The sequence below is a fragment of the Streptomyces atriruber genome, from assembly GCF_001418325.1.
Lineage (GTDB): Bacteria > Actinomycetota > Actinomycetes > Streptomycetales > Streptomycetaceae > Streptomyces > Streptomyces atriruber.
This window is the reverse complement of the sequence record NZ_LIPN01000095.1, coordinates 36,107-50,299: the sequence shown is the minus strand read 5'-3', so window position 1 is coordinate 50,299 and position 14,193 is coordinate 36,107. Positions and strand designations below refer to the sequence as shown.

At 70.4% G+C, this 14,193-nt stretch carries 12 protein-coding genes and 1 pseudogene; 8 read left to right on the top strand and 5 right to left on the bottom strand.

The features are described 5' to 3' along the window. A pseudogene (locus AOK03_RS43420) lies at positions 1–266 on the top strand (hypothetical protein); the annotation flags it as partial. 15 nt (positions 267–281) lie between these two features. After that, positions 282–1,046 (top strand): bestrophin-like domain, encoded by a 765-nt coding sequence (locus AOK03_RS11085; protein ID WP_055565021.1) that lies wholly within the window; start codon positions 282–284, stop codon positions 1,044–1,046. Positions 1,047–1,076: 30 nt separating this feature from the next. Here AOK03_RS11085 and AOK03_RS11080 read toward each other — a convergent pair whose 3' ends face one another. Beyond that, positions 1,077–1,838, bottom strand: coding sequence for a polyprenol monophosphomannose synthase (locus tag AOK03_RS11080; protein WP_055565028.1), 762 nt, complete (start codon positions 1,836–1,838; stop codon positions 1,077–1,079). Positions 1,839–2,010: 172 nt separating this feature from the next. Here AOK03_RS11080 and AOK03_RS11075 point away from each other — a divergent pair, with 172 nt between their 5' ends. The 3 genes from AOK03_RS11075 (at position 2,011) to AOK03_RS11065 (ending at position 4,412) form a co-directional block, all read left to right on the top strand. Further along, positions 2,011–2,223, top strand: a complete 213-nt coding sequence (locus tag AOK03_RS11075; RefSeq protein ID WP_055565020.1) for a hypothetical protein — start codon at positions 2,011–2,013, stop codon at positions 2,221–2,223. A 168-nt stretch (positions 2,224–2,391) separates the two neighbouring features. Next, positions 2,392–3,696 (top strand): alpha/beta hydrolase, encoded by a 1,305-nt coding sequence (locus AOK03_RS11070; protein ID WP_055565027.1) that lies wholly within the window; start codon positions 2,392–2,394, stop codon positions 3,694–3,696. Between the two features lie 191 nt (positions 3,697–3,887). Continuing rightward, on the top strand, positions 3,888–4,412 hold the full coding sequence (locus tag AOK03_RS11065; RefSeq protein ID WP_055565019.1) for a hypothetical protein: 525 nt from the start codon (positions 3,888–3,890) through the stop codon (positions 4,410–4,412). Positions 4,413–4,543: 131 nt separating this feature from the next. On the opposite strand, the gene AOK03_RS11060 is transcribed toward AOK03_RS11065, so the two are convergent. Beyond that, on the bottom strand, positions 4,544–5,035 hold the full coding sequence (locus tag AOK03_RS11060) for a hypothetical protein (RefSeq protein WP_055565018.1): 492 nt from the start codon (positions 5,033–5,035) through the stop codon (positions 4,544–4,546). A gap of 348 nt (positions 5,036–5,383) precedes the next feature. On the opposite strand from AOK03_RS11060, the gene AOK03_RS11055 reads away from it, so the two are divergent. After that, a complete protein-coding gene (locus AOK03_RS11055; protein WP_055565017.1) occupies positions 5,384–6,073 on the top strand; it encodes a class F sortase in 690 nt (229 codons plus the stop codon). Positions 6,074–6,120: 47 nt separating this feature from the next. Here AOK03_RS11055 and AOK03_RS11050 read toward each other — a convergent pair whose 3' ends face one another. Together AOK03_RS11050 and lysX are read right to left on the bottom strand one after the other, a co-directional pair. Further along, positions 6,121–6,966, bottom strand: coding sequence for a polysaccharide deacetylase family protein (locus AOK03_RS11050; protein ID WP_055565016.1), 846 nt, complete (start codon positions 6,964–6,966; stop codon positions 6,121–6,123). A 106-nt stretch (positions 6,967–7,072) separates the two neighbouring features. Further along, positions 7,073–10,357: a bifunctional lysylphosphatidylglycerol synthetase/lysine--tRNA ligase LysX gene (lysX, locus tag AOK03_RS11045; RefSeq protein WP_055565015.1), complete on the bottom strand. Its 3,285-nt coding sequence runs from the start codon at positions 10,355–10,357 to the stop codon at positions 7,073–7,075. 108 nt (positions 10,358–10,465) lie between these two features. On the opposite strand from lysX, the gene AOK03_RS11040 reads away from it, so the two are divergent. Together AOK03_RS11040 and AOK03_RS11035 are read left to right on the top strand one after the other, a co-directional pair. Further along, positions 10,466–10,927, top strand: a complete 462-nt coding sequence (locus tag AOK03_RS11040) for a universal stress protein (RefSeq protein WP_055565014.1) — start codon at positions 10,466–10,468, stop codon at positions 10,925–10,927. 168 nt (positions 10,928–11,095) lie between these two features. Beyond that, positions 11,096–12,526 carry an amino acid permease gene (locus AOK03_RS11035; RefSeq protein WP_055565026.1) on the top strand — a complete coding sequence of 477 codons (1,431 nt, stop codon included), beginning with the start codon at positions 11,096–11,098 and terminating at the stop codon, positions 12,524–12,526. A 6-nt stretch (positions 12,527–12,532) separates the two neighbouring features. On the opposite strand, the gene AOK03_RS11030 is transcribed toward AOK03_RS11035, so the two are convergent. Continuing rightward, a complete protein-coding gene (locus AOK03_RS11030) occupies positions 12,533–14,164 on the bottom strand; it encodes an extracellular solute-binding protein (protein WP_055565013.1) in 1,632 nt (543 codons plus the stop codon). Between the last annotated feature and the right edge of the window lie 29 nt (positions 14,165–14,193).

Below are 14,193 nucleotides of genomic sequence, written 5' to 3'. Positions count from 1 at the left end.
CACCACCGCAGCCGACCGTCCGGCCCACGCCGCCTCCACCGCCTCCGCCGCCCGCACGGGCCGTGGCACCGGCACCCCCGCCGAAGCCGGAACCGAAGCCCAAGCCCTCCGTCCGCCCACCGAAGCCCCCCAAGCGGGTGACCTATCCGGAGTACCACGCTCCGCCTCGCAAGTCACCGCCCCGCCACGGCCCGTCCCTCGTCTCGCTCACTCTGCTCGTCACGGCACCCGCGGTGCTCGCCGTGGCCGCGCTCCGCCCGCGCTGACCGCCGGAGGTATTCATGTCGGAATGGCTTGTTCTCACCCTCGCGATGGTGGCCGCTTGCGGTGTCGTACTCATCGTGACCCTCCTGCGGCACCGCAGGACCGGCGCGGACTACGACGCGTCCGAGACACCGGACGTCATCGAGTACATGACGATGATGATCGGTGTCGTGTACGCCATCGTGCTGGGCCTGGCCATCGCGGGTGCCTGGGAGGCCCGCGGCTCCGCCCAGGAACACGTCCGCCTCGAGGCCCAGGCGCTGCACGAGGTCTCGGAGCGCGTGCGGATCTACCCGGCGGACGTCCGGGAACGCGTTCGGGACGACGTCCACAGTTATGTCAGCCATGTCGTCAGCACGGAGTGGGACACCATGAAGTCCCACGGCGAACTCACCGACCGCGGCACGGAGCTCCTGTCCCGCGTCCGGCACGACGTGACCGATTACCAACCGAAATCGGACTTCGAGGCGCAGGCGTATCAGCCACTGGTCGACGCGGTGGCGGCCGCCGACGACGCACGCAGCGCCCGCGCCGACAGCCTCGGCGCGACGATGCCCGGCGTGGTCTGGTTCGGCCTGATCATCGGCGGGCTCGTCACCATCGGCATGATCTTCGCGCTGCAGATCCGCCGTACACCGCGCGAACTGGTCCTCGCCGGACTGTTCTCCGCCCTGTTCGCCTTCCTGCTCTTCCTCATCTGGGACTTCGACGCCCCCTACAGCCGCGGCGTCGCGGTGACAGCGGATCCGTTCCTCACGCTGTTCCCCGGCATCGGCGGCTGACCCCGGTCCGCCTCCGGCGCGGGGAGCCCGTCAGCTCCCCGCGCCCCGGCGGCCGAACCGCAGCTTCCACGGGGTGACGGCCGACTCGGCCTGCACGCGCAGGCTGAGCTTCGACTCTCCGTTGACCCGCTCCTCGAAGGTGATCGGCACCTCGGTGATGCGCAGACCGCGGCGGATCGTGCGGTAGTTCATCTCGACCTGGAAGGAGTAGCCGCTGCTCTGCACCGAGGGCAGGTCGATCGCTTCGAGCGCACCGGCGCGCCACGCCTTGTACCCGGCGGTGGCGTCCTTGACGCCGAGCCGCAGGACGGCGTTGACGTAGAAGTTCGCCCAGGCGGAGAGCGCCCTGCGGTACCAGGCCCATTCGGTGGCGAGCGCGCCGCCCGCCACATAGCGCGAGCCGACCACGACGGCCAGGCCGTCGTCGCCCGCGAGCAGGGTGCGCACCATCAGCGGCAGCGTCTTCGCCGGGTGCGAGAGGTCGGCGTCCATCTGGACGACGACGTCCGCTCCGTCGGCCAGGGCGCGGGTCATCCCGGCCACGTAGGCACGGCCGAGCCCGTCCTTCTGCGTCCGGTGCAGGACGGTGACGGCTCCCCCTGACTCCTCCGCGATCCGGTCCGCGAGGGCGCCCGTGCCGTCGGGCGAACCGTCGTCGACCACCAGGACGTGCAGGTTCGGCAGGCCGAGCGCCGTGAGCAGGCCGATCAGGAGGGGCAGGTTCTCCCGTTCGTTGTACGTGGGCACGACGACCACGACCTTCCCAGAGGGCGCGTCGGCAGCTCGGGACACCTGTTCCACGTTCGTTCCCCCGTGCGATGCTCCGTGCGGTCGGCCCCACCCTACGGCAGGGATCATGGAATTTCGCCAACGCCCCCTTCCGCTCTGCCCGTTGGGGAGTTCTCCGCCCTCGTTGGCCGTGAACCGCGCTGCGCGGTGCCGCCGGACGGCGCACTCTGGTCCCATGGCCTGGCAAACACCGATCGTCGTCCACCCGCCCACCGCCGACGGCGGACGGCAGGTCACCGTGCGCGGACAGGACGTCGGCGTCGCACGCAGTGACCGGGATCTGACGGATCTCCTGCGGCGGGCGGGGCTGGGCGAGGCCGACATCGCGCTGGACGACCCGCATCTCGTCGAGTGGCGCGGCGGCCCGCACACGTGGACGCACGGCTGAGGCATTAGCCCGGTTTGCACCTATTGTTACGATTGCTATCGTTTTCAGTGAGCGGGCAGATGGTGCGCTCAAGTCCACCCAGCTCCACATCGAGGGGCTGTAGCTCAAGGCAGAGCGGCCCGCTCACCTACCTCTCCCGGAACGAGGACGCGCGTGGAGCGGGTGCCGATGGCCACCGGGCCGCTGGACTGGTCGCTGGTCGACGGAGCGGTTCCGCTCGTCGTGCGGATCCTCGGCTGCCTCGCCCTCGCCGCGCTCCTGTTCTCCCGCGACCGCCGCTGGTGGACCCGTCTGCTGCCGCTCGCCGTGATCACCGCGGCGCTCCTGACCCTGCTGGTCCGGCTCACCGTCGACGACTGGTGGCAGCCCTTCCCCGACAAGCTCCCCGGCGATGTCGTCGTGTGGATCGGCGTGGTGATCCTCGGGGTGTGTCTGGCGCTGTTCCGGCTGCCGACGCTGCGCTGGCGCGGCCGCGCGGGCGCGCTGCTCGCGGGTGCGCTCGTCGTCGTGCTCGGCCTATCCGAGGTCAACATCCACTACGACAACTACCCGACCCTGCGGACCGCGCTCGGCCCGCAGGACACCGTCAGCCTCAAGGACGCCACGGGCAAGAGGGAACCGACGCTCGACGTGCCGGAGGGCAAGGCTCTGTCGCAGGTCTGGAAGGCGCCGGGCGGACTGCCCGCCAAGGGCACGGTGTCCACCGCCTCGATCCCCGGCACGAAGTCGGGGTTCAAGGCACGTGACGCGTACGTCTATCTGCCGCCCGCCTACCGCGCCTCGCCCCGGCCGCTGCTGCCCGTGCTCGTCCTGATGGCGGGACAGCCCGGCGCCCCGCAGGACTGGATCACCTCGGGCCAGCTGCCGGACATGATGGACGAGTTCGCCGGACGGCACGCGGGGCTCGCGCCGATCGTCCTGGTGGTGGATCCGCTGGGGTCTTCGTTCGACAATCCGCTGTGCATGGACTCCAGGCTCGGCAAGGTGCAGACGTATCTCGCCGACGACGTCCCCGCGTGGGCGGCGGGCCATCTGCAGACGGCCACGGACCGGGCGCACTGGGCGGTCTCCGGGCTCTCGAACGGGGGCACGTGCGCCCTGCAGATGGCGGTCAACGCACCGCGGCGCTACGGCACCTTCCTCGACATCTCCGGCCAGGACGAGCCGACCCTCGGCAGCCGCAAGAAGACCGTGGACGCGGCGTTCGGCGGCGACGAGGCGGCGTTCGAGAAGGTCAATCCTATGGACGTGATGGCGCGGAAGAAGTTCCCGGACACCGCGGGGACCTTCGTCGCGGGGACCGACGACTCGACGTACCGCCCGCAGGCGCTGAAGGTGTACGCGGCCGCGAAGAAGGCCGGGATGCAGGTCGAGCTCGTCGAACTGCCCGGCGGGCACAGCTGGCAGGTGTGGCGCCCCGGCCTGGAGAAGCAGCTCCCGTGGCTGGCGTCCCGCATCGGCCTGACGCCCTGACACGTCCCCGGGCGCCGTCGACGGCGCCGCGCCGCCCGGTTCGCCCGACCGGCCCACACGATTGCCCCGTTCGCGCGACACAGATCGCGGCGCCCCGGGGCCGTACCTAGCGTTCTGGGCATCGAGGTGCATTTCAGGCGCCAGCGGAAGAAGGTCCGCAGCTGCTCCTCGGAAGACCCGGAGGATTCACCATGCGCGCGATACGCGTTGCTTCGGCCGCTCTGCTCACCGCTTCCGCACTGGCCCTGACCGCACCGACCGCGTCGGCGGCCGCCGTCGGCGAGGAGAACGTCACCGCGTTCGGCTTCAGCATCTCGCCCAAGACGGTCGCGGCGGGCGGCCAGGTCACCCTGAACGTCGACGGGTGCGACGACGGCGACACCAAGGTCACCTCGGGCGTCTTCGACGACACCACCATCCCCAAGGGCCAGAAGTCCGCCACCGCCCAGGTGTTCTGGGACGCGAAGCCCGGCGCGATGTACGAGGTGACGTTCACCTGCAACGGCAGCAACCCGGGCAGTGACAAGACGGACCTGACCATCGCCACCGGGCGCCCCGACGGCAGCTCGCACCACAAGGGCGTCAAGGCCGGCATCGGCGGTAGCCTCGGCGGGCTCGACCTGCACGAGATCGCCCTCGGCAGCGCCCTGATCCTGGGCACGCTGGGCACCGCGTACTACAAGACCCGCCGCCGCACCGGCGAGGGCAACTCCTGACCCCCGCCGGGCAGCGCTTCGCCCCCGGAACGTCTCCAGGTCCCGGGGGCGAAGCGCTGTTCACCTGCCGTGCGAGAAGGGTGGTGCCGGGCGCGGGGCGGAAGGGGGGCGCGCCGGCCCGGACCGCGGGGTCAGACCCTGTTCTCGGAGCGTCGGCGCATCCAGAAGACGCCGCCGCCGAGCAGCGCGGCGGTGACCAGGGCGCCGCCGATCGCCATGTCGGTCCCGGTCGCGCCCGAGTTCGCGGTGGAGCCGACGCCACCGCGCACACCACCGTGGATGACGGTGAACGCGGCGGGGCGGACCAGCGTCTTGCCACCGCAGTGGGCGGTGATGTCGTAGGCGCCGGGGCGGGCGTGCGAGTGGACGGTCGCGGTGCCGCTCGCCGTGGTGCCGCCCGGGATGGCCTGCAGGTTCGTGTCCGGGAAGGCGGGCGACGTGACCTTGCCGCCCGACTGGCAGGACGACCCGTCGACGGTGACCGTCAGATGCCCCCCTCTCGGAATCACACTGGGCATCGCCACGATGTTGGTCGGGTCGGCCCAGGCGGACGCGGCCGGGGCGGCGAGCCCGACGACCCCGACCGCCGCCGCGGCGACCGCGAGGGCACGTGTGGTCCGCATACGGGAAGTACGCATGGCAATCCTCCGCGGAAGACGCCCCGGGGATACCGTCCCCGGTCGATCGGCGAGAGCGCCTCCCAGACTGACCCTCAGATGCCGTGCACGGGGCCGCATTTCGGGGATCCGCCGTCCTGGTGAGACGACACGCCGAGGCGCGTCCGCGCAACCTGACATCACCGCAGGTCACGGACCGTCAGAAATTTCCTGTCCGGCGCGACTCGGATGGCGCACGCCTGCCTCGGCGCCACCCGTTCGCTCCCGCCCTTTCGCACGCCGCGCGCCCCGCGCTTAGCGTTTCGGTACGCGCAACGGACACGGCTCTCTGCCGCGTTCGAGAGGGGATAGAGCATGCCTTCGTCCCATCCGGCCGACAAGTTCGAATTCCAGGATTTCCCGGATCTCCATGAGGAGGAAAAGCAGAAGAAGCGTGCCCCGTGGGGTGTGATGGCGCTTGTCCTGCTGACCGGACTCGCGCTGATCCGCAATGGCTCGGGGGAATTCGACGTGGGCCCGCCGCAGCCCGCGTCCGCCGCGGCCGCGGACCGTGCGCCCGACGCGGGAGCCGCCGCCCCGGTCCCGCTGGCGTTCTCCCCGGCCGAGCGCGTGCGCATCAAGGGCATCCGCGTGGACGCCCCGGTCATACAGGTGGGACTGGACGCCGAGGGCTGGGTGGATGCGCCGCCGCCAGAGGACCCGAATCTCGCGGGCTGGTTCACCGGCGCCGTGTCGCCCGGCGAGAAGGGCACGGCCGTGGTGGTCGGCCATGTGGACAACCAGCAGGGCCCCGCCGTCTTCTACGGCCTCGGTTCGCTGAAGAAGGGCAACCACATCGAGGTCAAGCGCGCGGACAAAAAGACGGCGATTTTCGAGATCTACGGCATCGAAGTGTTCGAGAAGAACAACTTCCCGGGCAAGCGGGTCTACGGAAACAGCGGAACTCCCGAATTGCGGGTCATCACCTGCGGCGGCGGTTTCTCCAAGCAGTCCGGATACGACGGGAACGTCGTGGTGTTCGCCCGCCTGACCGCCGTGCGCTGAGCCGGGGACCAGACGGGCGGCGGCGCAAAGGAGCGCTGCGGGACCGCTCAGGACATGTAGCGGCTCGGCACGGTGAGGCGGTAGCCGGAGTCGAGGAGCTCCGGCAGGTACTTGCGCAGCGCCTCGACGCTGCCCGAGCGGTCGCCGCCCGCGTCGTGCGAGAGCACCACGACGCCGGGCCCGGCGCCCGCGCGGACGCGCCGCACGATGGTCGCCGCGCCCGGCTCGGTCCAGTCGAGGGTGTCGACGGTCCAGGCGAGCGGCTCCATGCCCAGCTGGGCCCCCAGCTGGAAGGCGTTGCGGTTCCACGCGCCGTACGGGGCCCGGAACCAGGCGGGGGGCTCTCCGGTGGCCTCCTCGATGACGTCGCAGGTGCGCTCGATCTGCTCGCGCATCGCGGCTCTGCCCAGGCGGGGCAGCAGCGGGTGGCTCCAGGTGTGGTTGCCGATCAGATGCCCGTCGTCGGCCATCTCGCGGAGCAGGTCCGCGTTGTCGACGGCCATCTCGCCGCAGACGAAGAACATCGCACGGACGTCGTGCTTGCGCAGTGTCCGCAGGACGTGCGGGGTGTATCGGGGGTCGGGTCCGTCGTCGAACGTCAGCACCATCGACCGGTCGCGGCCCGGCATGCGCAGGATCGGCGCCTTGCGCACATGCGGCAGGGCCCGCTTGGCGCGCTGCGGACCGTATCCCGCGATGGGCTGCAGGCGGTACGCGGAGGGCTTGAGGGCACGGGCGGCCTGCGGGCCCCCGGCGGGCGCGCCCCCGGAGGCGGCGGGGCCCGGCGCGGACGGAACCTCCGACACCCCGCACGCCCCGGTCGTGGCCAGACCGAGGACCGCCGCGGCGCGGAGCAGGACCCGCCGCCCTGGAGTCAGCTGATCATCTTTCATGACTAATCCGTCGCATGGCGGAAGGCCCATGCGGAACACCAACACCGGGGCGGCCTCCGAAAGCACCCGTTCAGACGCGGAGGTTCTGTCGGACGCGCACGTTCTGTCAGACGCGGCGGACCAGCGGGAAGGGCAGGGTCTCCCGGATCGTCAGGCCGGTGAGGAACATGACGAGCCGGTCGACCCCGATGCCGAGGCCTCCGGTGGGCGGCATCGCGTACTCCAGGGCGTCGAGGAAATCCTCGTCGATCTCCATGGCCTCGGGGTCTCCCCCGGCGGCGAGCAGCGACTGCGCGGTGAGACGGCGGCGCTGCTCCACGGGGTCGGTCAACTCCGAGTAGGCGGTACCCAGTTCGGTGCCGAAGGCGACGAGGTCCCAGCGTTCGGCGAGGCGTGGGTCGGTGCGGTGTTGGCGGGTGAGCGGGGAGACGTCGGTCGGGAAATCCTTGTAGAAGGTGGGCAGCTTCGTCTGCTCCTCGACGAGCCGCTCGTACATCTCCAGGACGACATCACCACGGCCGTCATCGGTCGTGTACGGGACGTCGGCCCGGTCGCACAGCCGGTGCAGGTCCGCCACCGGGGTGTCCGCGTCGACCTCCTCTCCCAGCGCCTCGGAGATCGCGCCGTACACCGTCTTGACCGGCCAGGGCCCGGAGATGTCGTGCTCGACGCCGTCCTTGTACGCCACTGCCCTGCCGAAGGCGGCGATCGCGGCGCCCTGGATGAGTTCACGGGTGAGGTCGAGCATCACGTCGTAGTCGGCGAAGGCCTGGTAGGCCTCCAGCATCGTGAACTCGGGGTTGTGCTTGTAGGAGACGCCTTCGTTGCGGAAGGTGCGGCCCATCTCGAAGACCTTCTCCATGCCGCCGACGCAGAGCCGCTTCAGGTACAGCTCGGGGGCGATGCGCAGATACAGGTCCAGGTCGTAGGCGTTGATGTGGGTGGTGAAGGGCCGTGCGTTGGCGCCGCCGTGGATCTGCTGGAGCATCGGCGTCTCGACCTCCAGATATCCGCGGTCCAGCAGGCCCTGCCGCAGCGCCTGCACGGCGGTGGACCGGGCCCGGACCACGTCGCGGGCGCCGGGGCTCGCGACCAGGTCGAGGTAGCGTCGGCGGACCTTGGCCTCGGGGTCGGTGAGGCCGCGGCGCTTGTCGGGCAGCGGGCGCAGACACTTGCCGGTGAGCAGCCAGTCGGTGACGAAGACGGTGAGCTCGCCCCGGTCGCTGGTACCGACCGTGCCGGTGGCGGTGATGTGGTCGCCGATGTCGGTGCCGGAGGTGAAGCGGTCCAGCACATCGGGGCCCGAGGCGTCCCGGGTGAGCGCGAGCTGGAGGTCGCCCGACCAGTCCCGCAGCACGGCGAAGACGACGCCGCCGAAGTCGCGTACGAGCATGACGCGGCCCGCGACCGTGACCTGTGTGCCCGTCATCTCCCCGTTGATCGCGGAGAGTTCGTGGGTGCGCGGGGCCAGACCCACGGGATAGGGGTCGACACCCTGCGCGCGCAGCCGGTCGAGCTTGCGGTGGCGGATGCGGATCTGTTCCGGGAGCTTCGACGTCGGGTCCGGGTCGGCGGCGGCGTCCCCGTCCGCGAGGCCGAGCGCGGCGATCGACGGGAGGCCCTCGGTGGTCGCGGGCTGGGTGACGCCCCGGGGCTTGTGGCCCTTGCCCCAGAGCTTGCGCAGGGAGGGCACGGAGACGAAGCCCTCGGCGATGCCGGAGGCCAGGCTGATGCGGGCGAGGGCGCCGCTGTCGCCGTAACAGATGAAGCGCGGATACCACTCGGGGTGGTACTTGGCGTTGGAGCGGTAGAGCGCTTCCAGCTGCCACCACTTGGAGAAGAAGAGCAGCAGCTTGCGCCACAGCCGCAGCACCGGGCCCGCGCCGATGCGCCCGCCCTCCTCGAAGACCGAGCGGAACACCGCGAAGTTCAAGGAGATGCGGCGCACGCCCGACCGGGGCGCTGCGGCGCACAGTTCGGCGACCATGAACTCCATGACGCCGTTCGGTGCGGTGCGGTCGCGGCGCATCAGGTCGAGGGAGATGCCATCCTTGCCCCACGGGACGAGGGAGAGCAGTGCGAGGAGTTTGCCGTCGGCGTCCAAGGCCTCGACCAGCAGGCAGTCGCCGTCCTCGGGGTCCCCGAGGCGGTCCAGGGCCATGGAGAAGCCCCGCTCGGTCTCGGTGTCCCGCCAGGCGTCGGCCTTGTCGACGATCTCCTCCATCTCCTCATCGGTGAGGGTGGAGTGGCGGCGGATCCGGGTGGTGGCGCCGGTGCGGCGGACGCGGTTCACGGCCTGGCGGGTGACGCGCATGTCGCGGCCGTCCAGGTCGAAGTCGGCGACGTGCAGGATCGCCTCGTCGCCGAGCTGCAGCGCGCCGAGCCCGGCGCGGGCGTAGGCGGTCGCGCCGTCCTCGGACGCGCCCATGACGGCGGGGGCCCAGGCGTACTGCCGGGCCACCTCCAGCCAGGCGCCGATCGCGTGCGGCCAGGCCTCGCGGTCGCCGACGGGGTCGCCGCTGGCCAGGCAGACGCCGGCCTCGACGCGGTAGGTGACGGCGGCCTTGCCGCTCGGCGAGAAGACGACGGCCTTGTCCCGCCGGGTCGCGAAGTAGCCGAGCGAGTCCTGCGCGCCGTAGGCCCCGAGGAGGGCGCGGATGCGGGGCTCCTCGTCGCCGTGCAGGGCCGCTTCCATGCGCTGGGAGCGGAAGAGCGTGGCAGCGGCGTTGAGCAGGGCGAGGGCGCCGAACAGGCCGAGCCAGAAGTAGAGGCCGCGCGGCGGGGAGCCGTCGAAGTAGTCGTGGCCGTGGATCAGCCCGCCGCAGACCCGGTTCGCCGCCCACAGCAGGCGCTCGCCGCGCACCAGCGTGCCGGGGAACAGCTCCACCAGGCCCCAGCCGACCAGGATCGCGACGCCGAGCCCGGCGGCGAGCACCGCGATGGCCCGCCACACGGCCCCGCGCCGGGAGTCCGCGGAGAACTCCTTGCGGGCCAGGATCAGCAGCACGAAGGCGACGCCGCAGATGATGAAGGAGGGCAGCGACTCCGCCCAGAAGCCGAGGGCCGCGCCGAGCACGTCGAAGGCGAGGAGCAAACCCAGATAGCTGACGACGAGCCACCAGGCGACCTTCTTCCGGGCGGCGGTCGCGGCGGCGAGCAGGAAGAGGAAGACGGCGTACGCGAGGTTCGCGCTGACCGGGACCGTGAGGAGGTCGAGGACGCGGATGACGGGCGTGAGGAGGCGGCGCAGCGGAGAGATGACCGCGAGCACCGCGCAGAAGACGCCGAGGGCTCCGAAGAAGGCGGCGAACCCCTCCGGGACGCGTCCGAGGAATCCGCCTCGGCGCGGTATCGGTCCTCTGGCCTGGGGCTCCTCCGTGCTGACCGTCATGAGCACGACTCTAGGAAGAGCCGCGCCGCCGCGCGCGTCGAGAGGGGCAGGGCGGGGCACGACCGCCCGGAACACAGGCGGTAGCACTGCCTCCGCTAACCTCTCGGCGTGAGTGAAGACCAGTCCCACCAGTTCGAACGCGGCACCGACGGGCCCAAGGTGATCGTCGTCGGAGTCGACGGCTCCGATTCCTCGCTGAGAGCGGCGGCATATGCCGGGGGCCTGGCCCGGCGACAGCGGGCCCTGCTCGCCGTCGTGTACATCCAGCCGGTGATGGCGGCGGGCGCCGCGTTCGGCGTCCCGGTCGCGGAGACCACCGACGAGATCGCCGAGGGGCTGATCGCGGAGATCCGGGCCGCGACCGAGCGGGTGAAGGACATATTCGACGTCCGGTGGGAGTTCCACACCTTCCGCGGCGACCCCTACACCGGTCTCGTCACCGCCGCCGACGACCTCAAGGCGGATGCCGTCGTCGTCGGCGCCTCCGAGCAGGCGGGCCATCGCATCGTGGGGTCGGTCGCCGTGCGTCTGGTGAAGGCGGGCCGGTGGCCGGTCACGGTGGTGCCGTGAAGTGACCTGAGGTGACGTGACGTGCCCCGACGTGACCCGATGTGACCTGAATGGCCCCCGCCGCGGCGGCCCTGCGCGCGCCCCGCGTGTGGCGTCTTCCGTCGCGGCCCGGCCTGGGCCATCATGATCCGCCATCAGCCGACTGCCGTCTGCGAAGAGGTGGAGCTCATGTCGGGACTCCGGATGGGACAGGGCGTACTGCGCCGCAAGCCCATCGAGCACATCGAGGAGACAGAGGCGGGGGCGGGCGGCGGACTCGCCAGGTCCCTCGGGCTCTGGCAACTCACCGCGATCGGCGTCGGCGGCATCATCGGCGCCGGCATCTTCAGCCTCGCCGGGGCCGTCGCCAACGGCACGGCGGGCCCCGCGGTGCTGGTCTCCTTCCTGATCGCGGGCGTCGCGAGCGCGGCCGCCGCCTTCTCGTACGCCGAGTTCGCCGGCATGATCCCGAAGGCGGGCTCCGCATACACCTACGGCTATGTGGTGCTCGGCGAGCTCACCGGCTGGTTCATCGGCTGGGACCTGCTGCTGGAGTACACCGCCATCGTCGCCGTGGTCGCGATCGGCATCTCCGGCTACTTCGGTTTCCTGGTCGAGGAGATGGGGGCCGAGCTGCCGAACTGGATGATGGGCGCGCCGGGCACCGGTGACGGGCACAAGGTCGACCTGTTCGCCGCGGTGCTGTGCCTGTTCATCGCGTATCTCCTCACGCTCGGCATCAGGAACGCCGCGCGCTTCGAGATGATCGTGGTCGTCCTGAAGGTGATCGTGGTCCTCGTCGTGATCGCGGTCGGCTTCTTCCACATCGAGACCGGGAACTACGATCCGTTCTTCCCCTACGGGGTCAGCGGCGCGTTCACCGGCGCGGCGACCGTGTTCTTCGCCGTCTTCGGGTACGACGCGATGAGCACCGCCGCCGAGGAGTCCAAGGACGCCCAGCGCCACATGCCGAAGGCGATCCTCTACTCCCTCGCCATCTCGATGGTGCTGTACGTCCTCGCGTGCCTGGTCCTCACCGGCATGCAGAGCTACAAGGACGTCGACCCGGAGAGCGGCTTCTCCACGGCCTTCAAGTCCGTGGGACTCGGCGGCCTGGCGGACGTCATCGCGGTGGGCGCGATCATCGGCATCCTCACCGTGATGTTCACGTTCATGCTGGGCTGCACGCGCGTGTGGTTCTCGATGAGCCGGGACGGCCTCCTTCCCAAGTGGTTCGCCAAGACGCATCCGACGCGGCACGTGCCGACGCGCGTGACGTGGATCGTCGGGGTCGCGTCGGCCGCCATCGCCGGGTTCCTGCCGATCGGCGAGGCGGCCGAACTGACCAACATCGGGATCCTGCTGGCGTTCGTCGTGGTCTGCGTCGCGGTGATCGTGCTGCGGTACAAGCAACCGGAGCTGCCGCGCACGTTCCGCTGTCCCGGGATGCCGGTGGTGCCCGCGATCGGCGTGGTCTTCTCGATCTGGCTGATCACCTTCCTGCAGTGGCAGACCTGGGTGCGGTTCGCCGTGTGGTTCCTGATCGGTCTCGGCGTGTACTTCGGCTACTCGTACCGGAAGTCGGAGCTGGCGAAGACGGATCGGGGCACCGAGGCGTGAGGCGCGTCAGGAGCTCCGCTCGATCGACTTCTGGTATTCGCGGGCCATCTGCTCCAGGCCCTTGTTCTTCCACTCGGCCCAGAACGGCCGCCACTCGCCGATCTTCTTGCGCCCGCTGACGATGTCGTTGACCAGGTCGGTCGCCTCGGTGGACATGCGCCCGTAGTGCTGGGTGTACGCGTCCGAGTAGTGGCCGACCGTGGGGTTGCGGATCGCGGTCTCCAGGAGCTTCTGCTCGGCGGCGTAGACGTCCTTCACGTCCCGGACGCGGTCCGTGCCCGGGAAGCTGGACGCGATGAGGGAGAAGGGCGAGGTCGTCGACGTCTGCAGTCCGCTGAAGAGGCCCTCGACCTGCTGCTTGCCCTGCTTGGTGCGGTCCGGGAAGCCGTTCTTGTCGTACGTGAAGTCCTCGCCCTCGGTGCCGTACTCCAGGAACTCGCGCTCCTTGCTGCCGAACGGCGCGGCCAGGTAGTCGAGGACGCGCAGCAGCATGCGCACCCGCTTCTCGTCGCCCTTCTTGATGGCGGTGTAGCCGATGGTGCCCAGGTGGTAGTGGTGGTGGGGCTTGTTGCCGCCCGCGGCGAACGGGATCAGGATCTCGGACGCGATGCCGGGGTCCTGGACGCGGATCTCCTTGCGCGCGTTGTACGGGTTGGCGTGGACGGTGGCGCCGATCGTGCCCTGCGCCATCTTGATGTACGCGTCGGCCATCTTGGGGTTGCCGGGGTAGAAGACGCCCGCCTTCTTCAGCTTCAGGACGAAGTCGAGGGCCGCCTCGTACTCGTCGGTGTCCTGGAACCAGGTCAGCGAACCGTCCTTGTTCTGCCGCCACTTGTTGGGGGCGCCGAAGCACTGGCTGAGTACGCTGACGGCGTTGACGTAGATCGGCTCCAGGGCCCAGGTCTTGCCGCCGGTGACCTCCTTGCACTTGGCGAGGAACTCCTCTGCGTCGCGCGACGCGATGCCGTCCGCCTTCTCCCAGACCTTCGGGTTGCCCGCGTAGACCTGGCCGAACGCCGGGTAGGGGACGGGCGCGCCCCAGATCTTGCCGTTGACGACCGCTGTCTTCCAGTGCGCGGGGGTCATCGCGGCGAGGTTCGGGTACTTCTTCACCGCGTCACCGGAGACGTACTCCGTGATGTCCGCGCACTTGGCCTCCAGGAGTTCGGCGACGTGCTGGATGCCCTGGTTGGGCGGTATCCACAGCAGGTCCGGCAGGTCGCCGCCGGCGATGGTCGCGGAGAACTTCTCCTCGTAGCCGGGGTCGGTGCCGAGGATGGCGGTGAGGTCGACGCCGAGTTCCTTGTTGAGCCTGTCCCAGTACGCGTTCGAGCCCTTGGGGGTCGGGGGCTGCGTCCAGATCTCCGTGAGCATGGTGATCCCCGAGCCGTCGCCGGGGGTCTTCGCGACGCTGCGAACCAGGTCCTTCGGGTAGGAGAGGAAGCCGGCCGAGAGCCCCTTCGCGTTGGGCGCGAGGTCGGGCTTGATCTTGGTGAAGGGGACGTGGGTGGGCAGCTTCACCTTCGACGACGCCGCCTCACCCGTCTTCTTCGTGCCGGAGCCGCAGCCCGTCAGGGAGGTGACGGCCGCGCCCGCGGCGACGGAGGTGGAGAGGCTGAGGAAGGTGCGTCGGGACATGCCAGGCATGGGAATCTCCGCGGATGAGG

What these genes read in the sequence shown, in the direction of transcription:
- AOK03_RS11085 (WP_055565021.1), top strand. Translation starts at nt 282, where the DNA reads ATGTCGGAATGGCTTGTTCTCACCCTCGCGATGGTGGCCGCTTGCGGT.
- AOK03_RS11075 (WP_055565020.1), top strand. Translation starts at nt 2,011, where the DNA reads ATGGCCTGGCAAACACCGATCGTCGTCCACCCGCCCACCGCCGACGGC.
- AOK03_RS11070 (WP_055565027.1), top strand. Translation starts at nt 2,392, where the DNA reads ATGGCCACCGGGCCGCTGGACTGGTCGCTGGTCGACGGAGCGGTTCCG.
- AOK03_RS11065 (WP_055565019.1), top strand. Translation starts at nt 3,888, where the DNA reads ATGCGCGCGATACGCGTTGCTTCGGCCGCTCTGCTCACCGCTTCCGCA.
- AOK03_RS11060 (WP_055565018.1), bottom strand. Translation starts at nt 5,035, where the DNA reads ATGCGGACCACACGTGCCCTCGCGGTCGCCGCGGCGGCGGTCGGGGTC.
- AOK03_RS11055 (WP_055565017.1), top strand. Translation starts at nt 5,384, where the DNA reads ATGCCTTCGTCCCATCCGGCCGACAAGTTCGAATTCCAGGATTTCCCG.
- AOK03_RS11050 (WP_055565016.1), bottom strand. Translation starts at nt 6,966, where the DNA reads ATGAAAGATGATCAGCTGACTCCAGGGCGGCGGGTCCTGCTCCGCGCC.
- lysX (WP_055565015.1), bottom strand. Translation starts at nt 10,357, where the DNA reads ATGACGGTCAGCACGGAGGAGCCCCAGGCCAGAGGACCGATACCGCGC.
- AOK03_RS11035 (WP_055565026.1), top strand. Translation starts at nt 11,096, where the DNA reads ATGTCGGGACTCCGGATGGGACAGGGCGTACTGCGCCGCAAGCCCATC.
- AOK03_RS11030 (WP_055565013.1), bottom strand. Translation starts at nt 14,164, where the DNA reads ATGTCCCGACGCACCTTCCTCAGCCTCTCCACCTCCGTCGCCGCGGGC.